At 64.5% G+C, this 24,224-nt stretch carries 24 protein-coding genes and 2 pseudogenes; 12 read left to right on the forward strand and 14 right to left on the reverse strand.

Features of this window, described 5'->3' with window-relative positions; genetic code table 11:
- Positions 1-12: 12 nt before the first annotated feature.
- The 6 genes from DRB87_RS24365 to DRB87_RS20565 are packed head-to-tail and all read right to left on the reverse strand — an operon-like array spanning position 13 to position 2,855.
- Complete coding sequence (locus DRB87_RS24365) at positions 13-348, reverse strand: hypothetical protein (protein ID WP_370363117.1); 336 nt, start codon at positions 346-348, stop codon at positions 13-15.
- A 53-nt stretch (positions 349-401) separates the two neighbouring features.
- Positions 402-968: a 3'-5' exonuclease gene (locus DRB87_RS20545; RefSeq protein WP_130027292.1), complete on the reverse strand. Its 567-nt coding sequence runs from the start codon at positions 966-968 to the stop codon at positions 402-404.
- 53 nt (positions 969-1,021) lie between these two features.
- Positions 1,022-1,513, reverse strand: a complete 492-nt coding sequence (locus DRB87_RS20550; RefSeq protein ID WP_130027294.1) for an HAD domain-containing protein — start codon at positions 1,511-1,513, stop codon at positions 1,022-1,024.
- Complete coding sequence (locus DRB87_RS20555) at positions 1,510-2,079, reverse strand: HAD family hydrolase (RefSeq protein ID WP_130027295.1); 570 nt, start codon at positions 2,077-2,079, stop codon at positions 1,510-1,512. The genes DRB87_RS20550 and DRB87_RS20555 overlap by 4 nt, the downstream gene beginning before the upstream one ends.
- Before the next feature lie 10 nt (positions 2,080-2,089).
- Entirely contained in the window at positions 2,090-2,293 is a 204-nt protein-coding gene (locus DRB87_RS20560) for a hypothetical protein (protein WP_130027297.1), read from the reverse strand.
- A gap of 1 nt (position 2,294) precedes the next feature.
- Positions 2,295-2,855 (reverse strand): hypothetical protein, encoded by a 561-nt coding sequence (locus DRB87_RS20565; RefSeq protein ID WP_130027299.1) that lies wholly within the window; start codon positions 2,853-2,855, stop codon positions 2,295-2,297.
- A 30-nt stretch (positions 2,856-2,885) separates the two neighbouring features.
- Here DRB87_RS20565 and DRB87_RS20570 point away from each other — a divergent pair, with 30 nt between their 5' ends.
- Positions 2,886-3,296, forward strand: a complete 411-nt coding sequence (locus DRB87_RS20570) for a hypothetical protein (protein ID WP_130027301.1) — start codon at positions 2,886-2,888, stop codon at positions 3,294-3,296.
- Positions 3,297-3,659: 363 nt separating this feature from the next.
- On the opposite strand, the gene DRB87_RS20575 is transcribed toward DRB87_RS20570, so the two are convergent.
- Together DRB87_RS20575 and DRB87_RS20580 are read right to left on the reverse strand one after the other, a co-directional pair.
- A complete protein-coding gene (locus DRB87_RS20575) occupies positions 3,660-3,971 on the reverse strand; it encodes a type II toxin-antitoxin system RelE/ParE family toxin (protein ID WP_130027993.1) in 312 nt (103 codons plus the stop codon).
- A gap of 26 nt (positions 3,972-3,997) precedes the next feature.
- Positions 3,998-4,276, reverse strand: coding sequence for a type II toxin-antitoxin system Phd/YefM family antitoxin (locus tag DRB87_RS20580; protein WP_130027994.1), 279 nt, complete (start codon positions 4,274-4,276; stop codon positions 3,998-4,000).
- 539 nt (positions 4,277-4,815) lie between these two features.
- Here DRB87_RS20580 and DRB87_RS20585 point away from each other — a divergent pair.
- Both DRB87_RS20585 and DRB87_RS20590 read left to right on the forward strand, forming a co-directional pair.
- A complete protein-coding gene (locus DRB87_RS20585) occupies positions 4,816-6,147 on the forward strand; it encodes a glycosyltransferase family 87 protein (protein WP_130027303.1) in 1,332 nt (443 codons plus the stop codon).
- Positions 6,148-6,152: 5 nt separating this feature from the next.
- On the forward strand, positions 6,153-7,268 hold the full coding sequence (locus DRB87_RS20590) for a glycosyltransferase family 2 protein (protein ID WP_130027304.1): 1,116 nt from the start codon (positions 6,153-6,155) through the stop codon (positions 7,266-7,268).
- Between the two features lie 19 nt (positions 7,269-7,287).
- Here the strand turns inward: DRB87_RS20590 and DRB87_RS20595 are convergent, their stop codons facing one another.
- The 3 genes and pseudogenes from DRB87_RS20595 to DRB87_RS20605 all read right to left on the reverse strand — a co-directional run bounded on the left by DRB87_RS20595 (position 7,288) and on the right by DRB87_RS20605 (position 9,512).
- Positions 7,288-8,787 carry an MDR family MFS transporter gene (locus tag DRB87_RS20595; protein ID WP_130027306.1) on the reverse strand — a complete coding sequence of 500 codons (1,500 nt, stop codon included), beginning with the start codon at positions 8,785-8,787 and terminating at the stop codon, positions 7,288-7,290.
- 210 nt (positions 8,788-8,997) lie between these two features.
- A pseudogene (locus DRB87_RS20600) lies at positions 8,998-9,236 on the reverse strand (GlsB/YeaQ/YmgE family stress response membrane protein).
- 21 nt (positions 9,237-9,257) lie between these two features.
- A complete protein-coding gene (locus tag DRB87_RS20605; RefSeq protein WP_130027308.1) occupies positions 9,258-9,512 on the reverse strand; it encodes a GlsB/YeaQ/YmgE family stress response membrane protein in 255 nt (84 codons plus the stop codon).
- A 312-nt stretch (positions 9,513-9,824) separates the two neighbouring features.
- Here DRB87_RS20605 and hemA point away from each other — a divergent pair, with 312 nt between their 5' ends.
- From hemA to DRB87_RS20655, 9 genes are all read left to right on the forward strand, one after another.
- Positions 9,825-11,105, forward strand: a complete 1,281-nt coding sequence (gene hemA, locus DRB87_RS20610; RefSeq protein WP_130027310.1) for a glutamyl-tRNA reductase — start codon at positions 9,825-9,827, stop codon at positions 11,103-11,105.
- Positions 11,106-12,188: a peptide chain release factor 1 gene (gene prfA / locus DRB87_RS20615; protein WP_130027312.1), complete on the forward strand. Its 1,083-nt coding sequence runs from the start codon at positions 11,106-11,108 to the stop codon at positions 12,186-12,188.
- Complete coding sequence (prmC, locus tag DRB87_RS20620) at positions 12,188-13,045, forward strand: peptide chain release factor N(5)-glutamine methyltransferase (protein ID WP_130027313.1); 858 nt, start codon at positions 12,188-12,190, stop codon at positions 13,043-13,045. Before prfA ends, prmC begins: the two co-directional genes overlap by 1 nt.
- Before the next feature lie 80 nt (positions 13,046-13,125).
- Positions 13,126-13,440 (forward strand): Grx4 family monothiol glutaredoxin, encoded by a 315-nt coding sequence (gene grxD, locus DRB87_RS20625; protein ID WP_130027315.1) that lies wholly within the window; start codon positions 13,126-13,128, stop codon positions 13,438-13,440.
- Positions 13,441-13,457: 17 nt separating this feature from the next.
- Entirely contained in the window at positions 13,458-14,072 is a 615-nt protein-coding gene (locus tag DRB87_RS20630) for a UbiX family flavin prenyltransferase (RefSeq protein ID WP_165385379.1), read from the forward strand.
- 88 nt (positions 14,073-14,160) lie between these two features.
- Positions 14,161-14,454: a hypothetical protein gene (locus DRB87_RS20635; RefSeq protein WP_130027316.1), complete on the forward strand. Its 294-nt coding sequence runs from the start codon at positions 14,161-14,163 to the stop codon at positions 14,452-14,454.
- 901 nt (positions 14,455-15,355) lie between these two features.
- Positions 15,356-17,053, forward strand: coding sequence for a methyl-accepting chemotaxis protein (locus DRB87_RS20640; protein WP_130027996.1), 1,698 nt, complete (start codon positions 15,356-15,358; stop codon positions 17,051-17,053).
- 107 nt (positions 17,054-17,160) lie between these two features.
- Complete coding sequence (locus tag DRB87_RS23845) at positions 17,161-18,492, forward strand: CheR family methyltransferase (protein WP_240756086.1); 1,332 nt, start codon at positions 17,161-17,163, stop codon at positions 18,490-18,492.
- A 17-nt stretch (positions 18,493-18,509) separates the two neighbouring features.
- Positions 18,510-20,135, forward strand: a complete 1,626-nt coding sequence (locus DRB87_RS20655) for a chemotaxis protein CheW (protein WP_130027318.1) — start codon at positions 18,510-18,512, stop codon at positions 20,133-20,135.
- A 125-nt stretch (positions 20,136-20,260) separates the two neighbouring features.
- Here DRB87_RS20655 and DRB87_RS20660 read toward each other — a convergent pair.
- The 3 genes and pseudogenes from DRB87_RS20660 to ettA form a co-directional block, all read right to left on the reverse strand.
- Positions 20,261-21,441, reverse strand: a pseudogene (locus DRB87_RS20660) (DUF3734 domain-containing protein).
- A 98-nt stretch (positions 21,442-21,539) separates the two neighbouring features.
- Positions 21,540-22,337 (reverse strand): 3-hydroxybutyrate dehydrogenase, encoded by a 798-nt coding sequence (locus DRB87_RS20665; protein WP_130027320.1) that lies wholly within the window; start codon positions 22,335-22,337, stop codon positions 21,540-21,542.
- Positions 22,338-22,503: 166 nt separating this feature from the next.
- Positions 22,504-24,171, reverse strand: a complete 1,668-nt coding sequence (gene ettA / locus DRB87_RS20670; protein ID WP_130027322.1) for an energy-dependent translational throttle protein EttA — start codon at positions 24,169-24,171, stop codon at positions 22,504-22,506.
- Positions 24,172-24,224: the final 53 nt, after the last annotated feature.

A 24,224-nucleotide genomic window follows, 5' to 3' on the forward strand; every position in this document is an offset into this window, starting at 1 on the left:
GCACAACAGCCATTACGCCCAATCAACTGGTGCAGTCGTCTTCTGAAAATGACAAAAAGCGCCCCATGCGGCGACCGTCCAACAAACCACCGTTATCTGGACGATTAGGAGCGCCGGGCTCTCAGAATGCCGGGAGGGCGTCGAGCTGCTGTTGCGCGTAATCGCGCACATCCGGGGGAGGGTCGTATCCTCAGCCCAGCGGCTAAGGATGGCCCGCTGCGCTACGGCCTTGGAAAGGCCGTCTGCGCCGATGGTCCGAAAGAAGGTAGCCAGCTCGGGCACGGCTGGGGATGGCTGCGCGAGGTCATGCCGGATGCCGCGCACAAGGTTGTCGATCTGGGTTTTCATCACTGCTTCTCCTATGGCGCGGAACCGCCGCGCCTTGTGACGCCATAGTGGCGTCACGACAGGCGAAGCGGGCAAGCCGGAAGCAGCTTTGCGATATTGAGGGCGTCCGAGAGGGCGCGGTGGTGGTCGCCTTCCAGCTCAATCCCGGCGATCTGCAGGGCCGTGGCCATGCCTGTCTGCTTGATCTTGCGGGCCTTGGCGAAGGTTGCCTTGAGGTTTACGTGGGGAAGTCCTGCTAGTGGGTCAGCGAGGCCATGCCGAACACTCTCGCGCTCGATCTGGCGAGCGTCGTACTTGCCCCAGCTACCCCAGCACTGCCCGGCGTGCAGGCGGGCGAACTCGGCCAGCTCGGCGGCAATCGTGGACCAGTTCGGTGCGGTGTCAATCTGGGCTTGCTGGATGTGGGTCAGGGCGATGCAGAAGGGCGTGAGTGTCGGGCGCTCGGTCGGACGGACAAAGCGCTGCAAGGTGTCGATGACTTCGCCTTGTGGGGTGGCCCAGACTGCCCCCAGCTCGATTACCTCCATCTGCTCGGGCGCGATGGTGCCCTGATCACAGCACGTCGCCTCAAGGTCAATGACCAAGATTAGGGGCTCACGCCGACGCGGAATCCCTGGCATGTCTGGGGCGCACCCACCTGTGCTCGCAAGGCGCGATGCAGGGGCATCAGGAGTCATGGTGCCCCTTTCAGTAGGGCAGATAGGCGAGCGATCATCGCAGGGTCAGACAGGCCGGTGTCCGGGTTGGTCTGCACCAAGCGGGCGGGTTCGTCCCAGCCTTTGGCGTCGTCGTCGATGGCCACCCAGCGCCGCAGGCGGTGCAACGTGACCCAGCGGCGTACCTGTTGGTAGCGGGTTGCGCCCTGCCAGTACGAATATGGTAGACCATGCGAAAAAGCGGGATCGGTCTGGATGCGGTGCCAGGTTGATCCCAACACGCGACGGCGCAGCGCCATCGGCAGGAAGTCGCGCACCTGCGCGAAAGGCAGATGCCGTGCCCAACTCGTGGAGAGCACCAGCTGGACGTGTGGATGCGCTGCCAGCAACGGGGCCAAGTTGTCCGCCCACATGAACAACTCGCCGTCCCCGACCAGCGCCGGGCCGTGCTCACCCATCACCACCTGCGAGGGATGCAGCACGCCGTCGTAGTCGAGGAAAAGGATCAAATGACCCCCTTGAGGGCGTCGAGCAGCGACTGTCCTCCTCTGCGATCCAGCCAGCGCGCCTGCATCCCGTAGGCCTGCGGCCCGTCGAAATCGCACCGCTTGCTGTCGCCCACGAAAACCGCTTCGGACGGGGCGCAGCCCAACTCGGCGCAGGCGAGCCGGTACATCGTTAGGTGTGGCTTGGCCACGCCCACTTCGTAGGACAGCACGTAGGCGTCCAGATCAGGCACAAGGCCGCGCACGGCAGAGCCGTACTCGTGGGCGAGGTTCGAGCAGACGGCCAAACGCAAGCCTGCGGCCCGCGCCTTGGCCAGCACGTCGGGCACTTCGGCGAACAGGCGCAACCCATGCAACTCTTCGGCCAAGTCGGTCGCCATCAAGTCCATCTCATCCTCCACGCCTGCCTCGATGGCGAGGGTTGCCAGCGGCACGTTGCGCGTCAGGCAGGCGAGCCGATCCATCGGCCGCCTGCTCTCGTCCAGCAGACGCCCGTAGGGCGAAAGGCGGACGGTGTAGCGGATCAGCGTGCCGAAGGCGTCAAAGACAATGGCTCTTGTGGTCTGCATGTATAGATGCCTACTCGAACAGCTCGCGCTCGAACTCGACGCCAGCTACCACCAGCGGCTCACCGCTGGGCCAGCGCTTGGGCGCCTGATGATCGCGAATGACCTGCACGTCGGTATCGTCGTTGACCACTGCCACGTCGGCCGCGTGTAAAGCGGCTTGCTTGCTCGCGCGCTCAAAGCGGCAGGTGTTGGGGTCGAATGTCCAGTAGCGCATGTCATCCTCCTTGGTTCTGTGCTTTCTGCCGCTCGTGCTCATCGAGCAGTCGTTGGTACGACTCATACGCTGGCGTGCCACGCGGGGCGAAGTTGGGCAGCAGCGGAATCTCGAACTCTTCTTCCTTCTCCGGGCGGCCACGCACTGGCTCGGGCATTAGGCCCAGCTCGTTGATCACGCGCATCAGTGCCCTGACCTCCTTGCGGATGGCCACGGCGTTTTCGGTGGTAGTGATGGCGTAGCCCTTAGCCAAGCCGATGCGGGCCACTCGCGCGCTTTCAGCCAGCGTGTCCAGCTCGAATTGGGCAGCCGCCTTCAACTGCTCTTCGTCCTCTTTGACTCGCCACTCCTTCCACTCTTCGACCTCGGCCGGGGTGAGGATGGCAAGCACATCCGCAGGCAGCTCGCGCGCTTCACGGTCGAACTTGGCTACCACGCGCTGCACGTTCTTCCCCTCGGGAAAATCCGGCGTTACTTCGCGAACCCGGCGCAGGCACTGGACACGGTGCCCCTCTCTGTAAGTGCCTTCCTTGTCGCGGTGGCGGATGATCTTGAACTGCATCTGGGGTTCTCATTTTGTGGTTGCTTGCGTATGCTTGAAAATATACGCAAAAATGAGGCTCTTCGCTACGACTTCCTCCTAGGGTGTGTCTTGGGTTCGATACTTTCAAAAACGTCGGCGAGCGAGCCAGCAGGCGAGTCGCCGTCCGCAGCCGGTCAGCAGACCGGCGAGGGCAGTTCGGAGGGCAGCAGCCCGGAGGACTGCATCCTTGTGCTCAACGACCGCGATAGGCGCACGCTGGCTTGGTTGCGCAGTCAGATGAGCGATGAGGCCATCGCTGCGGCCGTGGAGCAACTGGCCGGGGCCAGAAAACCGTTTGTCTCGAACGTCGCCAAGGTGCTCGGGTTGAGCATCCCGGAAGGGATGGAACGCTCAACGCGCGAGGAAGCGCTACGGCATTTGGCCGCGATCCGCGCCAAGCTCAAGATCGGTGGTCGTTGAACGAGTCGGGCGAGTCCCTACTGGCCCGGCTTTTCGGTCATTGCCCAGAGCTACATTCCTCAGCCATTGACCCGCAACCGGGACGTGTTGCACTTAGCGTCCCCTCGCGTCAAGCTAGCATGCTCATTGATGAGTGCAGCCCCACCCATGTTGGGGTACGGTGTGCCAAGCTCGAAAATTGGGGGTATGAATGGGGGTATATCTTGACTAACAACAGCGCCGCTCGCGTCGAAGCCCCCATTTTTCCTAGCGTTGACGCGGCAATTCCGCATCAACGTGTGACGCAATCGACTAGCAAGACAATGAACACCCCGGCCATCGCGCCGGGGTGTTTTGCTTTTTGAGGGATGAAATGTGACGGATTCACCGAGCGAGCAGACGATTCTCCAGCACGGTTTGCATATCGCGTCGCCCGTCGGCAATGAGAAAAATAACGACCTGCTTGCCGAGGATGCGATAAATGACTCGATAGGGCTTAAAGGCCACCTGCCGATACTCCTTGATGCCAAGCGAGATGAGTTCCTTGGGATAGCTTCCCCGCTCGGGCCACCGTTCCAGCCCCGACACCACGTCCATCAGTTGGTCCAGCACATAATCGGCGTTTTGCGGGCAGTCGTACTCAGCGATGTAGTCGTGAATCGCTTCAAGGTCTCCCTGCGCACCGTCGGTCAGCATCACTTCGTACTTGACCACGATACCCGTCACTCCCCAAACTTTCTTTTCTTACGAAGGCGAGCCACCACGTCGGCAACCGGCGTGACTTTTCCCGCAGCGACATCCTGTTGGCCGAGTGCAAGCAATTTCAGCAAAGCGAGCGTCTCTTGTGTCTCTTCATACGACGCCACGTCTTGCAGCACAGCTTTGGCTTCGCCGTTCTGCGTAATGACCAACGGCGAGCGTTGTTCCGCCAGCGTTGCCAAGACCTCCGCAGCGTTCGCTTTCAAATAGCTGATCGGCTTGACCTGCGTCGAGTAGCGCATTTCCATGATTCCGTTTCCCGAATAGGACTGAATATAGTCCTTTTATAGTCCCAACTCAACGCCTGGGCACGTTGGCAAATACGAAGTATGGCGACGCCGTTGCCTTACCGGACGGGCCAGCTGACGCTAGCCAAGCGCGCCGTGCGCCGGAACCCGCGTGGAGACCCGGATTGCGCGACCAACTTCCCCCGCAACAAAATGCCGATTTTCGGAAGGCACTCGCCTCGAACGTTCGCATCACCCCGCCACCTTCCCGCCCCCCTCCGGACGCCGCCTGGCGAACCGGTTGCCCCGACGTCGACCCCGGTGATAATCGGACGAGGTACTGCAGCGCCGTCGCCACGACACGCTGGAAATTTTGGTCCGTTCGGAGACCGTCTCGTCTAATATGGCGTCGTGTTTTCCGTCGCGCGCAATGCATCGATAGTCGAAACCCTGTGCATCGCCCGCTTGGCGCAGACGGCCGCACCGCACGCCCACCCAAGCCGTCTCCGTAGTCGAGCATCGCCGTTTTCATGCGTCCACCGGGAGGTTCATGCATGGCATCGAAGCCGTCGGCCGTCGATGAAGTGGTGTCAATCGAGCGCCGGCATTGGTCCGACGACCGCGCCCGCATCCGCCTCTATAGCGGTGCAGGCCTGTTCGTCACCCTCGCCGTGTTCGCCATCTGGGCCTATCAGCATTTTTTCGTCGTGCCCCCGAAGCTCGGCCCGATCGGCCTCGACTTCCTGCCATTCTGGGGAGCGTCCTACTTCGTGCTCCACGGGCATCCGCTCGACGCCTACAACGTCGATCTGATGACGCATGCGCAGATGGCCGCCCAGCCGTGGACGGCAAAGTTGGGCGGCATCCTGCCCTGGCTTTACCCGCCCGTGATGATGATCCTGCTCGCGCCGGTCGCGCTGCTGCCCTTCGCTTACGCGTACGGGGCTTATGCCTGCATCGGCTTCGTCCTGTACTACGCCGCCCTGCGACGCACGGCACCGTGGCGCGACGCCCGCCTGCCCACCGTGAGTTTTCCCGGCGTGCTGCTCGTGATCGCCGCAGGACAGATCGCGCTTTACACCACCGCCCTCGCAGGCTTCTCACTGCTCTTGCTGCGCAAGCGTCCCGCATGGGCGGGCGCGCTCGCCGGATTGCTCTTCGTCAAACCGCACGTCGCCCTGCTCTTTCCCCTCGCCTTTCTCTGCGCCCGCGAGTGGCGCGCGCTGGCCGCATGCGTCGTGACGGTCATCGGAAGTACGCTACTCGCCGGCGCGGTCTTCGGTCTCGACGTCTATCCGACGTTCTTGCACGCGACGGCGTTGGCACGCCAAAGCCTCGTCGACGGCGAGGCGCAACTTGCCCGCATGCCGACGTTTTTCGTGATGGCACGCATGCTGGGCGCACCCGTCACGCTGGCCGCCATCGTCCATGCTGGCGTCGCGCTTGGCGCCGTGGCGGCAATGATCGACGTCTGGCGGCGTCCGGCGGCCTTCGCGCTGCGAGCCGCCACGCTCGTGTGCGCCACCACGCTCGTTAGCCCCTATCTCTACGACTACGATCTCGCGATGCTCTCGCTCGTCATCGCCTGGTATGTGCGCGACGGCATCGCGCGCGGCTGGCTGCGCGGGGAGCGCGAATGGCTCGTCGTGCTGTGGCTCACCCCCGCGTTCGGTCTGATCGGCGTGCTGCCAATTGGATTTCAGTTCATGCCGCTCATCACGCTCGCCACGCTCGCCATGCTGTGGCGCCGCCGTCGCCGACTCGCTCACGTGCCGGAAATGTCCGACGTACCCGCCGTGTCCCATGTCGCTGTGCCCCCGCACTGCGTCGACCCTGCCTGCGCCGATCGCCGCGCGTCGGCCACCGCGCCCGTGCCCACGAGGTAACCGCCATGCCCCGCGCCACCGAGAGTCGTCAGTCGCCCTTCCCGCGGAGTACGCCGCTTGTGTCGCTCGTCGTGCCCTGTCACAACGAAGCCCCGGTGCTCGACAAGTTCTACCGCGCCCTGGCCCCGGTGCTCGATGCCGTCGCGGACGTGCGCTTCGAAATCGTCTGCGTGAACGATGGCAGCACCGACGACACGCTTGGCACCCTGCTCGCCCTTCGCCGCGCCGACGCGCGCATCCGCGTGATCGACTTCACCCGCAACTTCGGCAAGGAAGCGGCGCTGAGCGCGGGCATCGACGAAGCGCGTGGCGATGCCGTCATCCCCATCGATGCCGACCTTCAGGATCCGCCGGCACTCATCCCCGTGATGATCGAGCGCTGGCGCAATGGCGCGGAAGTCGTGCTCGCCAAGCGCACGAATCGCGCGAGCGACCGCGTCGCCAAACGGGTCGCGGCGGGTCTTTACTATCGCATTCACAATCGCCTCTCGGAAGTGAAGCTGCCCGAGAACGTTGGCGATTTCCGCCTGATCGATCGACGCGTCGTGTCCGCGCTCAAGCAGTTGCCGGAGCGCCGCCGATTCATGAAGGGGTTGTTCGCCTGGGTCGGATTTCAGACGGAAATCGTGGAGTATGTGCGCGAGCCGCGCCGCGCGGGCGAGTCGAAGTTCTCCGGCTGGCGCCTGTGGAATTTCGCGCTTGAAGGCATTACCAGCTTCAGCACCGTGCCGCTGCGCTGCTGGACGTATCTCGGCGTCTCGCTCGCGCTCGTCTCGCTCGGTTACGGCGGCTTTATCGTGCTGCGCACGCTCATTCATGGCATCGACGTGCCCGGCTACGCCTCGCTGCTCGTCGGCACGCTGTTCCTCGGCGGCATTCAGCTCGTCGGTATCGGGGTGATCGGAGAGTACGTTGGCCGGATTTACTACGAAGCGAAAGGACGGCCGCTGTACCTGGTGCGACGCCGCTACCCGTCGAGCGCGAAGGTGAGCCAACTGCCGTCACGCGCGCCGTTGCCCCCATCGAGCCCCCGAATGCCGACGGCGCGCAAGCCGTTCGGCGCACGACTCAGGGCCGGCCAGTCGTCTGCCTCGCGTGCACGGCGTGTTGTCGCGCGTTGAGGCGGCACCGCCACGTCGATCAATGCCCGCCGGGCACGAACTCGGGCTTGTCCCCCGCCGTATCGCGCGAACGGTCGACGGCGTTGGTCGGCACCAACAGCAGCAACACCACGACACCGATCGAGATCGCCAGGATCGACAGGAACGTGAGGTGCAGCGAATGTTGCAGCACCGCGCGAATCGCCTGATCGGCCAGCGTCGACACGCCCCGGTCTTCCAGCACGTGCCGCAACTGATCGGAGGTGACGGGCGCCAGCCCGCTCGATTGCGTCAATCCGAAGTTGAGCACGGCGCCGAAAAGCGTCGCGCCGAGCGTGCTGCCCAGATTCCGCGAGAAGATGTTCGACGCCGTGGCGCTGCCGCGCTGCGACGGATCGACTAGCTCCTGAATCAGCACGAGCGCGCTTACGCTGCCCGTGCCCATCGAAAACCCCATCAGGAACGAGCCGAACCCGGCAAGCAACGGCGAACTGTTCGGCCCGAGCAGTGCAAAGACGATCCCGCCCACCGGCATCAGCAGGCTGCCGCCCACGAGAATGCGGCGCAGGCCGTAGCGCGTGAAGGTTTTCGCGGCGAACGTCGAACCGATCGGCCAGCCGACCATGATCATCGTGAGCGCCATGCCCGCCACGACCGGCGTCTGACGCAATACCCCCTGCGCGTACATCGGCAGGAAGGTCGTCAGCCCCATGAGCACCATGCCCGAGAGCAGCGTCGCCGCATTCGCCGCCGCAATCGGCCGGCGCCGCCAAAGCGCGAACGAGATCATCGGGTCCGGGGCGCGCCGCTCCTGCCAAACGAACAGCAGCGACGCGACGACGCACACCAGCACGCCAGCCCAGACGTGCGTGTCGGAGAAGGCGTTCGCGTCGGTCAGCGCGATCATCAGCGCCGCCACGGCAATCGCGAAGAACACGGCGCCCAGCGCGTCGATGCTCGGGCGCTGGCGCGGCGCGGCCTCGTGCAGATAGGCGACGAAGCCCGCCGCGGCCAACAGGCCGATGGGGATGTTGATCCAGAAGATCCACGACCACGACAAGTCGCGAATGATGATGCCGCCGAGCATCGGACCGAGCACGGCCGAGATGGCCCACACGCTCGCCAGGTAACCCTGCACCTTGCCGCGCTCGCTGGTCGGGTAGTAGTCGGCGATGATGGTCAGGCTGACCGGCTGGATGCACGCCGCCCCCACGCCCTGCAGCAGACGGAAGACGATCATCGCCGGCATCGACCACGCGAGTCCGCCGCCAAGCGAGGCAACCAGAAACACGGCGATACCCACGAGCATGACCGGCTTGCGACCGTAGAGGTCGGCCAGTTTGCCGAACACCACGGTCATGGCCGTCTGCGCCAGCAAAAAGGCGGAGAAAACCCAGCTGTATAGGGACAGCCCCCCAAGCTGGGCAACGATTTGCGGCATGGCCGTCGAAATGATCGTGGCCTCGATGGCAACCATGGAGGTCGCCGCCATGACGGATGCCACGATGAATGGCCGCATGGAAGGGCGTGTCGCAGACATGTGTTCTTTTGATGTGGGGGAATCGGGCGAAGCGACTTGCGAGGCGTACCGCCGCCACCCCTGTCGGGCGCGGCGGTCACGTCGGACGGCGGAAGGCGGGATCGAACGTGGCGGCGATGCCGCACGCGTCGTCAAGACGACTTGGGCCAGGCGATGGCGTCAAGCATAGCTGAATGCGGGAAAACGCGTACGACACCCGCCAAGTGCGGCTTATCGTCGCACCAGACGCAGCAGGGCGAGCAACACGATGGCGCCGATCGTCGCCGTTATGATGCGCCCGAGCGTGCCGTATCCGACGGCGATGCCCAGATGTCGCAGCAGCCAGCCGCCGACGAACGCGCCGATCACGCCGACGACCATGTCGCCAATAATGCCGTAGCCGCCCCCACCACGAGGCCGGCGAGCCAACCGGCCACCAGCCCCACGAGCAAGAGCACGAGAATGTTCATGAGCGGCTCCGGGGCGCCGCGTCAGGCAGCGCGACTGCGCTTGACGGCACCGTAGATCACCAGCAGCACGATGGCGCCGACGATCGACGCGATCCACCCGGCCGACTGGCCTTCGGTGTAGAGATGGAGGAATTGCCCGACAAATTTGGCGAGCAGCGCGCCGGCAATGCCAAGGATGATGGTCATGATGATGCCCAGACTGTCCCTCCCGGGATGCAGGGCGCGTGCAATGAGACCGACGACCAGACCGACAACGATAGTGCCGATGATGCCCATGACGTCTCTCCAAGGATGGGAACCCGAACGCAGTATAGCCCCGAAATCGGACGATTCGGCAAGCGTGTCGCGACATCCGCCCGCCACCGCCGCTCGCAAGCGGGGTCAAGGCACGCCGGCAATGGGCCTCCCGGGGGCCGACAACGGGACCGAAAACCAACGATATGCCGGGTATAAGCGACACGTATTTGTCAAAACCGGGCGGCTGCGCGATCATGACGCATCGCTGTCCCGGCGCGCGGGCACGTGGCACCCTCGAAACGGGCATCACGTCGACGCGCTATAATCAGCGGTTATTAGATCCCCCATATCATGCAACTGCTCGCTCTCGGCCTGAACCACCACACGGCGCCCGTCTCGCTGCGCGAACGGGTGGCGTTTCCGTTCGAGCGGATCGAGCCGGCACTGGCGGGGCTCAAGGGGCTGTGGACGGGCAGGTCGAGCGCCCCCGAGGCCGCCATCCTGTCGACGTGCAACCGCACGGAAATCTACTGCGTCACCGACGACGCCGCGGCCCGCGAGCGCGCGGTGCACTGGCTGTCCGAGTTTCACAACATTCCGGCCAGCGATCTCGCGCCGCATCTTTACGCCCTGCCCCAGTCCGACGCCGTGCGCCACGCGTTTCGCGTGGCGAGCGGGCTGGACTCGATGGTGCTGGGCGAGACGCAGATCCTCGGCCAGTTGAAGGACGCCGTGCGCACCGCCGCCGAGGCGGGCGCACTGGGCACCTATCTCAACCAGCTTTTCCAGCGCACGTTCGCGGTGGCGAAGGAAGTGCGTGGCCAGACCGAGATCGGCGCGCATTCGGTCTCGATGGCGGCCGCCGCGGTGCGACTCGCCCAGCGCATTTTCGAAAGCCTCAGCACGCAGAAGGTGCTGTTCATCGGCGCGGGCGAGATGATCGACCTGTGCGCCACGCATTTCGCCGCGCAGAACCCGAAAGCCCTGTACATCGCCAACCGGACCGCCGAGCGCGGCGAGAAGCTCGCCGAGCGGCTGGGCGGCACGGCCATCCGCCTGTCCGAGCTGCCGCAGCGCCTGCATGAATTCGACATCGTGGTGTCGTGCACGGCGAGCACGTTGCCGCTGATCGGTCTGGGCGCTGTCGAGCGCGCCATCAAGGCCCGCAAGCACAAGCCGATGTTCATGGTCGATCTGGCGGTGCCGCGCGACATCGAGCCGGAAGTCGGTCGTCTGACCGACATCTTCCTGTACACCGTCGACGATCTCGGCGCGGTCGTGCGCGAAGGCAATGCGCTGCGTCAGGCAGCGGTCGCGCAGGCCGAGGCGATCATCGAAACGCGTGTCCAGCACTTCATGCAATGGCTCGACGCCCGCAGTGTCGTGCCGGTCATCCGTGACATCCATGGCACGGCCGAGGCCATGCGCCTCGCCGAACTCGAGCGTGCCCAGCGCATGCTCGCGCGCGGCGACGATCCCGCCGCCGTGCTCGACGCCCTGTCCCAGTCCCTCACCAAGAAATTCCTGCACGGCCCGACGCACGCGCTGAACACGGCGCGCGGCGATTCGCGCGAGCAAATCCTTCACCTCATTCCCGAACTGTTCCGCACCTCGGGATCCGCCGACAAATAGATGAAAGCGAGCATGCAAGCCAAGCTCGACCAGTTGACGCAACGTCTGGTCGAGCTTGATGGCCTATTGAGCCAGGGCGACGTCACGCGCGATCTGGACAACTACCGCAAGCTCACGCGCGAACATGCCGAGCTGGCGCCCGTCGTCGAGCAGTATCGTCACTACCGTCAGGCCCAGAGCGATGTCGCGGCGGCCCAGGAGATGGCGCTGGACCCCGAGATGCGCGATTTCGCGGACGACGAAGCCGCCAGCGCCCGGGCACGCATGGACGACATGGAAGCCTCGCTGCAACGCATGCTGCTGCCGCGCGACCCCAACGACGAACGCAACATCTTCCTCGAAATCCGCGCGGGCACGGGCGGCGACGAATCGGCGCTGTTCGCCGGCGACCTGCTGCGCATGTACATGCGCTATGCGGAGCGCCACCGCTGGCAGGTCGAGATCATGTCGGCCAGCGAATCCGATCTGGGCGGCTATAAGGAAGTCATCGTCCGGCTGATCGGCCAGGGCGCCTACTCCCGCCTCAAGTTCGAGTCGGGCGGCCATCGCGTGCAGCGGGTACCGGCGACCGAAACGCAGGGCCGCATTCACACGTCCGCCTGCACGGTGGCCGTGATGCCGGAAGCCGATGACGTCGCCGACGTCGACATCAACCCGGCCGACATCCGTATCGACACGTTCCGCGCGTCGGGTGCCGGCGGCCAGCACGTCAACAAGACGGACTCGGCGGTGCGCATCACGCACTTGCCCACGGGCATCGTCGTCGAATGCCAGGACGACCGCTCGCAGCACCGCAACAAGGACAAGGCGCTCAAGGTACTCGCGGCGCGCATCAAGGACGCGCAACTGCGCGCCCAGCAAGCCAAGGAAGCCGCCACGCGCAAGAGCCTGATCGGATCGGGCGACCGCTCGGAACGCATTCGCACGTACAACTTCCCGCAGGGGCGGATGACGGATCACCGCATCAATCTCACGCTCTACAAGCTCGAATACATCATGGACGGCGATCTCGACGACATGATCAACGCGCTCGTCACCGAGCATCAGGCCGAGCAGTTGGCGTCGCTGGGCGAGGCCGCCTGATGTCGCAGGGTGCGCCCGACGCCGGGCACGACGTCGCCACGGTGGCCTCGCTGCTGCGCGAGCCGGGATTGCCGCCGATGGAGTCGCGCATTCTGCTCTCGCACGTGCTGGGCTGGTCCCGCACGCAACTGATCACCCGCGACCGCGAGCCGCTGGCGCCCGAAACGCTCGCTGTCTACCGTGCGCTGCATGCACGTCGCGTGGCGGGCGAACCCATCGCGTACCTGACCGGCACACGCGAATTCTTCGGCTTGACGCTGACGGTCAGCGCGTCCGTGTTGATTCCCCGCCCCGAAACCGAACTGCTCGTCGAACTGGCACTGGCGCGTCTGAAAGGCCGGCCGGCGCCGCGCGTGCTCGATCTGGGCACCGGCAGCGGCGCGATTGCGCTGGCCATTGCGCATTGCCGCCCCGACGCCCACGTCACGGCGCTCGATCGCTCTGCCGACGCGCTCGACGTCGCCCGCGAAAACGCCCGGCAGCTTGGATTGACCGCCTCCGTCACCTTCCTCGCCAGCGATTGGTATGCCGCATTGCCGGGCAATGCCGCGCCATTCGACATCATCGTCTCGAATCCGCCATACATCGTGTCGGACGACGCGCATCTCTCGCAAGGCGATCTGCGCTTCGAACCGGTCGATGCGCTGACCGATCACGCGGACGGTCTCGCCGCCCTGCGCACGATCGTGGCCGGTGCGCCGTCGCGCCTGCTGCCGAACAGCTGGCTGCTCTGCGAGCACGGCTACCATCAGGCCGCCGACGTACGCGCGCTTTGTCGAGCGGCAGGCTTGGCCGACGTCACCTCCGAACGCGATCTCGCGGGTATCGAGCGCACGACGGGGGGTCGCCGCGTCTGAGCGCGCACCGACGGACGCGGCGGAAAACCGCTAAAATGCCGGATACGCCGACTTTCCGGTATCTCCACGGGCTTTCCACCATGACCACCCAGCAACGTATTCAGCAAATCGTCACCGAACATCCTGTCGTGCTCTTCATGAAGGGCAACGCACAATTCCCGATGTGCGGCTTCTCGGGCCGTGCCATTCAGATCCTGAAGGCGTGCGGCGTCGACAACCTGTTCACGGTGGACGTGCTGCAAGACGAGGAAATCCGTCAAGGCGTGAAGGAATTCGCCAACTGGCCGACTATCCCGCAGCTCTACATCAACGGCGAATTCGTCGGCGGCTCGGACATCATGATGGAGATGTACCAGAGCGGCGAACTCAAGCAGGTCCTCGCCGATCTGGCGTAATACCCCACTGATTGACGATGGTGTCGACGGGAGCCTCGCAGCCCACGCGTCTGGTCGTTGCCATCACCGGCGCGACCGGTGCCGTCTATGGCGTGCGCCTGCTCAAACGCCTGCGCGCGATGGGTGGCGTCGAAACCCACCTGATGGTGTCGAGTGCGGGCTGGCTGACGTTGCGTCACGAACTCGGCCTGGAACGCGCCGACGTGCAAGCATTGGCCGATGCGTACCACAGCGTGCGCGAAGTCGGCGCCAACCTCGCCAGCGGCTCGTTCGCTACAGTGGGCATGGTCGTGGCCCCTTGCTCGATGAAAACGCTCGCGAGCGTTGCCCACGGGCTGTCGGACAACCTGATCGCACGCGCCGCCGACGTCACGCTCAAGGAGCGGCGCCGCCTCGTGCTGATGGTGCGCGAAACGCCCTTCAACCTCGCGCATCTGCGCAATATGACGGCGGTCACGGAAATGGGCGGCATCGTCTACCCGCCCCTTCCCGCGTTCTACAATCACCCCGCATCGCTCGACGCGATGGTCGACGACACGGTTGCACGCGTGATCGATCTGTTCGGGATCGCGCCCCCCGTCGCCACGAGCTGGAGCGGCCTGGGCAAGGAGACCGACGCTCAGGACCGGTGAGCGCCGCCATGGCCTATAGTGAAAGCGCCACGCGCTGCCTGCCGAACCGCATTCCCGTGGCGTGACATCTTTGCGACCGGAGTTTGTGATGGAAACCCACCTCTCGCCTGTTGTCGTCTATGCCGTTGTGACACTCGTTTTCGTCATGCTGGTGCTCGTTGTGCCTGCCGGCGCCCGGTGGCGTCAGATGGTCTGGCCCGCGTCGGTGCCTCCGCTGTCGCCCCATCGCCCGGGTGACCTGCTCGGCACACCGCGCACGCCCTACTGGCGCTCCCCGAACGACACGCAGGACTTGCGGCACCCTTCCTACTTCGCGGCATCGTCGCGCCGCCCACGCCGCCCCGCGAGCTTCCTCGCCCCGCGCGATCACGAGCGACGCTGAACGCCTCACCAATGGCCGCAGCCATAGAAAAAGCCCCGCAAGGTCGAACCGGCGGGGCTTCTTTTTTGTCATTCGTAAATCGCGTCATCGATCAATAACGATAACAGCACCGATGTCCGTAGCCCCCGCCGTAATACGGTTGGGCCGGGACGACAACGCACCCGGCAAGCGTGACGGCGAGTAGCGCAGCAACGACTAACTTCATGATCTGACTCCTGGAAGGGGAACGTGACTCTGCTCGCCTTCTTTATATCGCCGCGCCGGCAGGAATCCCATCACACGTCTGTAAGCCGTGTAAGCGAAGGTTGCCAAAACGGCGAACGCGTCGCACTTTGTTACGTAACAGATCAGACCGGACACCGTAACATCGCCCCACTGCGACACCCAACGCCTCAATAGCGACGCGGGTTTCCAGTGCCGGCGCATCTGGCACGAGGCTTGCATGAAGATTGAATGTCGCCCTTTCAAATGCCCCGAAGAGAGCGACTTTGCGTCTACCCCTCCTCCCGTTTCAGACGCGGGAGGAGGACTTTTTCCCGATCCTCCGCCCCGCATGCCCCCGGAAGCCCAACACCGGATCGCGCGCCTCGCCTGCATCGCCCACTGTGCAAGCCTCCTGAGAATTCCACTTCATTTGAGCGTTTGAAATGTATCGACGACATATGCGCGTCGACTTCTCACACGGTTGCTTTATCGTGAGCGTCTTATTTGGCGCGGCTTTCAACGGGATTCACCGTTCTCGGCAACAAACGACGTGCGGGTTGGCCCGATCTCAAGTTGCCGGCTTCCCTGTCGTAATCGCGTCTATAGAGGACTGCACGCCAACGCAGCGTTAGCGCAGCATCCCTTTCGTGGCGGCCGCACGACACGCGCCGGGGCAAGCGTATCAAGGGAGAACGTCATGGAAATCGCCACACCTGAATTACAGATGGAACAACAGGAACTACAGGCCGTCAGCGCGGCGCTCAATCGCGTGCAGGCCGTCATTGAGTTCGATTTGCAGGGTCAGATCCTGCACGCCAACGAGAATTTCCTGCAGACCGTCGGATACCAACTCGACGAGATACGGGGGCAGCATCACCGTATCTTCTGCGAGTCCGACTACGTGGCGTCCGGTGCGTACCGCGACTTCTGGGCCAAGCTGGGCCGCGGCGAGTTCGACGCCGGCGAATACAAGCGCATCGGCAAAGGCGGCCGCGAGGTATGGATCCGCGCGTCGTACACCCCGGTGTTCGACGCCCATGGCACCGCGTACAAGGTCATCAAGTTCGCCACGGACATCACGGCGGATCGCGCACGCCAGGCCGAATTCGAAGGTAAGGTGCGCGCCATGGACCTCGCCCAGGCCGTCATCGAATTCGACCTCGACGGCACGGTCATCGCCGCCAACGACAACTTTCTGACCACGCTCGGCTACTCGCTCGACGAGATTCGCGGCAAACACCACCGCATGTTCTGCGAGGCGGATTACGCCGCGTCGCCGACCTATCGCGATTTCTGGGGGAAGCTCAATCGCGGCGAGTTCGACGCGGGCCGCTACAAGCGCATCGGACGCGGCGGGCGGGAAGTCTGGATCCAGGCGACATACAACCCGATCCTCGACGCGAGCGGCCGCCCCTACAAGGTTGTGAAGTTCGCCACCGATATCACCCAGCAGGTCGAACTGGAAGCGAGCGTGAAGCGCCGCGCCGAAGACGACCAGCGCAAGGTGGCGCTGCTGCTCGACACGGTCAATCGCGCGGCGGCGGGCGACCTCACGGGCGAGATCGCCGTGGCGGGCGAGGACCCCATCGACCAGTTGGCCGACGGCATTCGCCACATGATGGACGACTTGCGCGGGGTGATCGGCAAGGTGGTCAAATCGGCGGGCGAGTTCTCGGGCGCCTCGCGCGATATCGCCGACCGCGCCAATACCGTCGCCACCGGCGCACAAGCGCTCGGTGCGACGGTAGAGGAAATGAACGCGTCGATCGAGGAGCTGACGGCCTCGATCAACTCGATTGCGGACAACACCAAGGGCGCCGACCAGCTCGCCAAGGCAACGCAACAGGAAGCCGAAACCGGCGCCCGTGCGATCGCGCGTTCGGTCGAAGCCATGGAGCTGATCAACAAGTCGTCGGAAGACATCAGCGAGATCGTGAAGGTGATCGGCGAGATCGCCGGGCAAACCAATCTGCTCGCGTTCAACGCGGCCATCGAGGCGGCCCGCGCCGGCGAACACGGCCTCGGCTTCTCGGTCGTGGCCGACGAAGTTCGCAAGCTCGCCGAACGCTCGTCGCAGGCGACCAAGGAAATCTCCAAGCTGATCAACGAGTCGACCAAGCGGGTGGCGCAAGGCAGCGACGTGTCGCGACAGGCCGGTGAGGCGTTCGAGAAGATCGTCGGCGGCGTATCGCGTACCACGCAGGCGATCTCCGAAATCTCCTGCGCGGCGGAAGAGCAACTCGTTGCCGCTCGCGAAGTGAGCCTTGCCATTCAGCACGTGGCGGAAGAGACGGAGAAATCCGCCGGCGCCTGCGAGACCATCGCGCAGGCGACCACCGGACTCAACCACGGTGCGCAAGACCTCGACCGGACCGTGTCGCGATTCAAGGTGTAAGCCCCATCCGGCGAACACCACGGGCATCGGCCCGGGCCGTTCGCCGGGATCTCCCGGTGGCGGTCGTTCGTGCCGCGCCGGATCACACGTCCGCCACGAGGGCCGATATGGAAATCGAAGCCGACGCCGATCCCGGTACCCAGCAGGCGCTTCTGCGCGCTGTCCACCGGCACACCGGCATCTCGATGAACGAGAAGAAGTGGACGATGTTGCAGGGCCGTCTTCGCCCGCGCCTGCGCACGCTCTCGCTGTGCAGCTACCGCGACTATCTGGCACTGCTCGAGAACACGCCCGACGAAGTGCGCAACTTCGTGAATCTGGTCACGACGAACGAGACCACGTTCTTTCGCACGCCGCGCGTCTGGGATTATTTCGCGCAACACTACCTGCCGCGCTGGCATGCCGCGAATCCCGGCCGGATGTTCCGGATGTGGTCCGCCGCGGCGTCTTCCGGCGAGGAGTCCTACTCTGCCGCGATGCTCTGCGAGGAATTCCGCGCTCGGCACAGCGGCTTTCAGTACCAGATTCACGCCACCGATATTTCGAGCCAGGTGCTGGCGGTGGCCATGGCCGGCAACTTCAGCGGGCGCAGCATCGACGGTCTCAAGCAGCAGCGTCCGGCCATGCTCGCAAAGTACTTCCGCCCGGGCGCCGGCGGCTTCACCGTCGCCCCCGAACTTCGAGCGCACATCACGTTCGCCGAGCACAACCTGTACCAGCGCATGCCACGTCGCGACGCGTTCGATCTCGTCATGCTGCGCAATGTACTGATCTATTTCGAATCCGCCGATCAGGAACGCGTTCTCGAGAACGTACGCCACACGCTGACCCCCGATGGCGTGTTGATTGTCGGAGAATCGGAGTCGCTGACGCGGCTCTCGACCGGCTACCAGTTTGAGCAACCGCTCATTTACCGGAACCAGGGGTATCGAATGGGGCCGTCGCATGACATCCAGGTGTTGATGGGCGAGGTGCGCATCGGGCGCGGCGAAGACGTGCTGCGCGCTACCCTCGGCTCATGCGTGGGTATCGGTCTGATGTGGCGCGCGCGCGGACTCTACGGCCTCGCGCACTGCCTGTTGCCCGAAGCGCCGAACCCTACCTTCGCTATCGGGGCGAAGTACGTCACGCAAGCCGTGCCGTCGCTCCTCGCGCTGATGCGGGCGGACCGCGCACGCCGCAGCGAAATCGAGGCGGTGATCGCGGGCGGCGGCAACATGATGCCGCACCAGCCGCCCGCCCGGCACGGGCTGATCGGCGTGGCGAACGCCGCGATGGCACAGGCCCTGATGGCCGAGACCGGCATTCCGATCGTGCACGTCGAGGTCGGCGGCGAAATCGGTCGGCAACTGACGATCCACTGCGCGCACCACACGTTCCATGTGCGCACGATCGGTACCCATGGGGCGGCGGCGGCACCGACCTCGCCCGCCCTCTGACGCCCGGGACCACCATCATGAATGCACCGACCCCCGAATTTCCGCTTCCGCAGCGCGACGCCGTCGCCGACACCACGGTGCTGCCGCGCGCTTCAACGCCGGACGACGTCGAAGTCTTCGGCTCGTTTCATCTGGGCGACGTGGAATTCGCGCTGCCCATCGCGGCATTGCAGGAGGTGGTGAACTATCCGGCGCGCGTTACGCCCGTGCCGCTCTCGCCGCCCTTTTTGCTTGGCCTGTTCAACCTGCGCGGCACGCTCATTCCCATCGTCGATCTCAAGCCGCTGCTGGCAATAGTTGCCGACGCGCCGGACAGGCCGGCACCCGCGAGCGAGAAGATTGCAATTGTCGACGTCGAGGGCGTACGGGTGGGATTACTGTTCGACGCCACGAGCGAGATTCTGCGCGTGCGCGCATCGCAGCGCACCGGGTTCGAATACGCCCCGTCGCACACGGCGCCGCAGGTCGTCTGCGGGGCCATCAAGCTCGATGACGGCGACCGCATCCTGCAGATTCTCGCGCCGAGTGCCCTCGTGCGCATCGAGAACATGCCGCAATTGCTCGCGCGTCAGGCGCTGAGCGCGCCGCAGCGCCGCCAGCAGCGTCAGCGCCTGCAATGCGTGTCGTTCACGGTCGAGCAATCGCGCCTGGCGCTGCCGATGAGTGCGATTCGCGAAATCATCCGGATTCCCGACTTGCAAAATTCGGCGCTCGCCAGCGTGTTTTGCGTCGGCATGCTCAATCTGCGCGGCACCGTCGTGCCGGTCATCGACTTCGCGCACTTCCTCGGCCTGCACCCTTGCCGCCCCGAGCCCGAAATTGCGGGCACGGCGTCGGACCCGCGACGGATTCTGATCGTCAAGCAGGAAGACGTGCATTTCGGTCTGCTGGTGGACGCCGTGGACAGCATCGTGACGTACTTCGCCGACGAGTTGCTCGCCATGCCGTCCTTCAGCGCCTCGCACGCGCAGCTCTTCTCGGGCTGCATCGCGCGCGAGCAAGCCGACGATATCGTGCTGCTCAACGCCGACGAACTCTTCACGCATTCGCAGGTGCTCGAGCTCACACGCGGCCATCGCGAGCTATACCGGGAGACGGACAGCGCACAGCGCGCGACGTCAGGCGATTCGGCATGGCGCGGCACCGGGGGCAGGTCGTCACGCGGCACACGCCACGCGTATGTGTCGTTCCGCCTGCAGCACATGCTGGCCGTGCGTCTCGATCAGTTGCGCGAGATCATTCACGACTCAGCGGACATCATGCCCGCACCGGGCGCACCGCCCTTTGTGCGCGGCATGCTCAATTTGCGACGCGAACTGGTGGCCATCGTCGATCTGCGCACGCTGTACGGCATGCCGCCGCAAGACGATGCGCAGGCGCGCAAGATTCTCGTCATCGAACATGGAAAGGACAAGCTCGGGCTGCTCGTCGACGCCATCGAGAACATCGTTACGCTCGACGAGGCGGACAAGCTGCCGGTGCCCGCCATGCTGCTCGGACGCGCCACGCATGAAATGCGCAACGACATGCGCGAAGCCGTCGAGTTGCCCGCCGCAGACGGCACCGCGCGCACGGCCATGCTGCTCGATCTGCAACCGCTCAAGCAGCGGATGGAGACGGCGCTGGCGCGGCCGGTGGTGTGAGCAGGTAAGCGGATCCGTTCAACGAAGTGCCGGCGATTCGCAAGCGCCGGTCGCGGGGCCCTGTGGCGTGTCGGGGGGCACGCCACAGGGGTAGTTCGAACGAGATGAAGCCCGATAACGACGGGTCAGACGACTTCGTGACGATGGATGTCGTGCGTGACGAAGCCCGAGGTGTCGTCGGGCATGGACAGCCAGTCGGCATGCGTGAGCGTGCGGCGCACGTCGTCGAGTCCGCTTGCCCAGTGATCGAGCATGGTCGCGAGTCCGAACTGATAGTCCTTGTAGTGCCCCTCGTTCTCCTTGTTGCGATAGATGAGCTGGATGACGTTATAGCGCTTGCTGCAAGCGATCTCCTGCGCCGCGTGACACCACGGGTCGCGCGCGCGAACGTCGGCCGGCACACGCTCGAGCACTTCGCGCAACACGCGACGATAGTGCTGGGCGCGCTGCAGATTGTCGGTCACCAAGCGCGTTCGGCTCGAAAACTGGATGTCCTTCTGGCGGCCCGCGACATCGTTCAGATTGTCAGGCAGTGGCCCGCGCGCACTCCACAGATCCACCTGGAACGCGAGCGTGTCGCGGCGCGGCGACGTGCCGAGCACCTCCGAGAGCGGCGTATTCGACACGAGGCCGCCGTCCCAGAAATACTGTCCGTCGATCTCCACGGCGGGAAACCCCGGCGGCAAGGCCCCCGATGCCATGAAATGCTCCGCGCGCAGCTTTTCACGCGTGTTGTCGAAGTAGACGAAATTGCCCGTTTGCACATTGACGGCGCCCACGGACACGCGCGTCTCGCATGCATTGATTCGGTCGAAGTCGACGAAACGCTCCAGCGTGCCGCGCAGCGCCGTGGTGTCGTAGTAGCTTGCGTGCGCCGGGTCGCCCATCGCCGCGGGCAACGGCTGTGGCCAGCGTGGCGTGAAGAAGCCCTTCTGGCCTTCGGCGACGGCGCGCCATGCCTGCCATGCGCTGTAGGCGATGCGTCCCATCTCGGGGCCATTGAGGATGGCCGCCTCCAGCGGTGCCGGCAACGGCGGGAAAACAGCGGGCTCGCAGATCGTGCGCCAGAACGCTTCGAGCTGTGCCACACGACGCTCGGGGGATTGCCCGCAATGATCGCGGTATTGAGCGCCCCGATGGAAATACCTGCAATCCAGTTCGGCGCGATGCCGGCATCGAACAGACCGGCGTATACGCCTGCCTGATAGGCCCCGAGCGCACCACCGCCCTGCAAGACGAGCGCGACCGTCTCGTAAGGTGGGAGGTCAATGGCACGTTTGGGGACTTTCGGCGGGTTGGCCGTCATGACCGTTCTCCTGAAGCTTTCTGAGGCTGAATCGAGGCGCGACCGAACGGGACGGCGCCGGCGCATGACGCGGCCGGCGCCCCCGCACCGTCGGCGCGTTACTGCATGAACCAGCCGTGGCTCACTACGAACGACTGGCCGGTGAATGCGGCCGTCGGGAATGTGGCGAGGAAGAGCGCGGTTTGCGCAACGTCGTCGACGGTGGTGAATACGCCATCGACCGTACCGCCGAGCATGACCTTCTTGATGACCTCGTCTTCCGAAATCCCCAATTCCTTGGCCTGCTCCGGAATCTGCTTGTCGACGAGCGGCGTGCGCACGAAGCCAGGGCAGATGACGTGCGAGCGCACGTTGTGCTTCGCGCCTTCCTTGGCGAGCACGCGCGCGAGTCCAAGCAGCGCATGCTTGGCCGCCACGTACGCCGACTTCAGTGGCGACGCCTCATGCGAATGCACCGAGCCCATGTAGATGACGATGCCGCCGCGGTCGTCCTTGTACATATGCTTGAGCGCCGCCTTGGTCGTGAGGAAGGCACCGTCCACGTGAATCGCCTGCATCTTCTTCCAATCGGCGAACGAGTAGTTCTCGATGGGATTGACGATCTGGATGCCCGCGTTCGAGATCAAGATGTCGACCGACCCAAAGGTCGCCGCCACCTTGTCGATGCCGCTGTTCACCGCCTCTTCGCTGGTCACGTCCATCGCCACGCCAATGGCGCGGCCACCGGCGGCCTCGATTTCTTGCGCCACGGCGTCCGCGCCCTGCTGGTTCAGATCGGCAATGGCCACGGCCGCACCGGCACGCGCGAGCGTGAGCGCAATTTCGCGGCCGATGCCGCTGGCGGCACCGGTCACCACGGCGACTTTCCCATTCAACTGATTCACTGACTGGCTCATTTGCACACTCCTGATTCGTTAAAATGGCGGGTCATGCGGCGCACCGGGCACCAGCATGGCACGTCGAACACGGGTAATGACAGCCGGCCGACTGCCACGCACTTGTCATGCGCTCGCCGAACCGTCGTTCAAACAGAAAAGGCGCCTTGCGGCGCCCTCTCGTGCCTTACCGCGCGATCGGCTTGTAGCGGATTCGCGTCGGTTTTGCGCCCTCCTCGCCAAGGCGCTTCTTCTTGTCCGCCTCGTATTCCTGATAGTTGCCCGGGAAGAACTCGACGTGCGAGTTGCCTTCGAAGGCCAGAATATGCGTGGCGATACGATCGAGGAACCAGCGGTCGTGCGAGATGACCATCACGCAACCGGCGAACTCGAGCAGGGCGTCCTCGAGTGCGCGCAGGGTTTCGACGTCCAGATCGTTCGACGGTTCATCGAGCAGCAACACGTTACCGCCGGAAATCAGCGTCTTGGCCATGTGCAGGCGCCCGCGCTCACCGCCCGAGAGCGACCCGACCTGCTTCTGCTGGTCAGAGCCCTTGAAGTTGAAGCGCCCGATGTAGGCACGCGACGGCGTTTGATACTTGCCCACCGTCAGCATGTCGGCACCGCCCGCGATCTCTTCGAACACGGTCTTGCTGCCATCGAGCGCGTCGCGGCTCTGGTCGACATAGGCCATCTTGACCGTCGGCCCGATCTTGATCTCTCCGCTGTCCGGCTGCTCGCGGCCCGTCAGCATCTTGAAGAAGGTCGATTTACCGGCGCCGTTCGGGCCGATGATGCCGACGATAGCGCCCGGCGGCACGTTAAAGCTCAGGTCGTCGATCAGCAGACGGTCGCCGAACGCCTTCGACACGTGCTTGAACTCGACGACTTCGTTGCCCAGACGCTCACCCACCGGGATGAAGATTTCCTGGGTTTCGTTGCGCTTCTGGTATTCCTGGCTATTCAGTTCGTCGAACCGGGCGAGACGCGCCTTCGACTTCGCCTGACGGCCCTTCGGGTTCTGACGCACCCACTCCAGTTCCTTGTGGAGCGCCTTCTGACGCGCCGACTCGGTCGCCTCTTCCTGCTTCAGGCGCTGCTCCTTCTGGTCGAGCCAGGAGCTGTAGTTGCCCTTCCAGGGAATGCCTTGCCCGCGGTCGAGTTCGAGAATCCACTCGGCGGCATTGTCGAGGAAGTAGCGATCGTGGGTGACGGCCACCACGGTACCCGGGAAGCGCGTGAGGAACTGTTCGAGCCAATCGACCGATTCGGCGTCCAGGTGGTTGGTCGGTTCGTCGAGCAGCAGCATGTCGGGCTTCGAGAGCAGCAGACGTGCCAATGCCACGCGGCGCTTCTCACCGCCGGAGAGCACGCCGATCCTGGCGTCCCACGGCGGCAGACGCAGCGCGTCGGCGGCCACTTCCAGCGTTTGTTCGATGTTGTTGCCGTCGCTCGCGGCGAGAATCGCTTCGTACTTCGCCTGCTCGGCGGCGAGCGCGTCGAAGTCGGCGTCCGGTTCGGCGTAGGCGGCGTAGATCTCGTCGAGCTTCGTGCGGGCCTCGAAGACTTCGCCCATGCCGCCTTCAACGGCTTCACGTACGGTCTGCTCCGGATCGAGTTGCGGCTCCTGCGGCAGATAACCGATGTTCAGGTTCGGCATCGGGACCGCTTCGCCCTCGATCTCCTTGTCGACGCCGGCCATGATCCTGAGCAGGGTCGATTTGCCCGAACCGTTCAGGCCCAGCACGCCGATCTTGGCGCCTGGGAAGAACGACAGGGAGATGTCCTTGAGAATGTGACGCTTGGGCGGCACGATCTTGCCCACGCGGTTCATGCTGAATACGTACTGTGCCATTCGGCTTTCCTGATCCTGAATCGGTTATGTCGGCTCGGGGGCGAGCGTGAGAT

The organism is Pandoraea sp. XY-2 (assembly GCF_004193915.1).
Classification (GTDB): Bacteria; Pseudomonadota; Gammaproteobacteria; order Burkholderiales; family Burkholderiaceae; genus Pandoraea; species Pandoraea cepalis.

Bases quoted from the DNA above. Each gene is read 5' to 3' on its own strand.
- DRB87_RS24365 (WP_370363117.1), bottom strand. From the start codon at position 348: ATGAAAACCCAGATCGACAACCTTGTGCGCGGCATCCGGCATGACCTC.
- DRB87_RS20545 (WP_130027292.1), bottom strand. From the start codon at position 968: ATGCCAGGGATTCCGCGTCGGCGTGAGCCCCTAATCTTGGTCATTGAC.
- DRB87_RS20555 (WP_130027295.1), bottom strand. From the start codon at position 2,079: ATGCAGACCACAAGAGCCATTGTCTTTGACGCCTTCGGCACGCTGATC.
- DRB87_RS20560 (WP_130027297.1), bottom strand. From the start codon at position 2,293: ATGCGCTACTGGACATTCGACCCCAACACCTGCCGCTTTGAGCGCGCG.
- DRB87_RS20565 (WP_130027299.1), bottom strand. From the start codon at position 2,855: ATGCAGTTCAAGATCATCCGCCACCGCGACAAGGAAGGCACTTACAGA.
- DRB87_RS20570 (WP_130027301.1), top strand. From the start codon at position 2,886: ATGCTTGAAAATATACGCAAAAATGAGGCTCTTCGCTACGACTTCCTC.
- DRB87_RS20575 (WP_130027993.1), bottom strand. From the start codon at position 3,971: ATGCTGACCGACGGTGCGCAGGGAGACCTTGAAGCGATTCACGACTAC.
- DRB87_RS20580 (WP_130027994.1), bottom strand. From the start codon at position 4,276: ATGCGCTACTCGACGCAGGTCAAGCCGATCAGCTATTTGAAAGCGAAC.
- DRB87_RS20585 (WP_130027303.1), top strand. From the start codon at position 4,816: ATGGCATCGAAGCCGTCGGCCGTCGATGAAGTGGTGTCAATCGAGCGC.
- DRB87_RS20590 (WP_130027304.1), top strand. From the start codon at position 6,153: ATGCCCCGCGCCACCGAGAGTCGTCAGTCGCCCTTCCCGCGGAGTACG.
- DRB87_RS20595 (WP_130027306.1), bottom strand. From the start codon at position 8,787: ATGTCTGCGACACGCCCTTCCATGCGGCCATTCATCGTGGCATCCGTC.
- DRB87_RS20605 (WP_130027308.1), bottom strand. From the start codon at position 9,512: ATGGGCATCATCGGCACTATCGTTGTCGGTCTGGTCGTCGGTCTCATT.
- hemA (WP_130027310.1), top strand. From the start codon at position 9,825: ATGCAACTGCTCGCTCTCGGCCTGAACCACCACACGGCGCCCGTCTCG.
- prfA (WP_130027312.1), top strand. From the start codon at position 11,106: ATGAAAGCGAGCATGCAAGCCAAGCTCGACCAGTTGACGCAACGTCTG.
- prmC (WP_130027313.1), top strand. From the start codon at position 12,188: ATGTCGCAGGGTGCGCCCGACGCCGGGCACGACGTCGCCACGGTGGCC.
- grxD (WP_130027315.1), top strand. From the start codon at position 13,126: ATGACCACCCAGCAACGTATTCAGCAAATCGTCACCGAACATCCTGTC.
- DRB87_RS20630 (WP_165385379.1), top strand. From the start codon at position 13,458: ATGGTGTCGACGGGAGCCTCGCAGCCCACGCGTCTGGTCGTTGCCATC.
- DRB87_RS20635 (WP_130027316.1), top strand. From the start codon at position 14,161: ATGGAAACCCACCTCTCGCCTGTTGTCGTCTATGCCGTTGTGACACTC.
- DRB87_RS20640 (WP_130027996.1), top strand. From the start codon at position 15,356: ATGGAAATCGCCACACCTGAATTACAGATGGAACAACAGGAACTACAG.
- DRB87_RS23845 (WP_240756086.1), top strand. From the start codon at position 17,161: ATGGAAATCGAAGCCGACGCCGATCCCGGTACCCAGCAGGCGCTTCTG.
- DRB87_RS20655 (WP_130027318.1), top strand. From the start codon at position 18,510: ATGAATGCACCGACCCCCGAATTTCCGCTTCCGCAGCGCGACGCCGTC.
- DRB87_RS20665 (WP_130027320.1), bottom strand. From the start codon at position 22,337: ATGAGCCAGTCAGTGAATCAGTTGAATGGGAAAGTCGCCGTGGTGACC.
- ettA (WP_130027322.1), bottom strand. From the start codon at position 24,171: ATGGCACAGTACGTATTCAGCATGAACCGCGTGGGCAAGATCGTGCCG.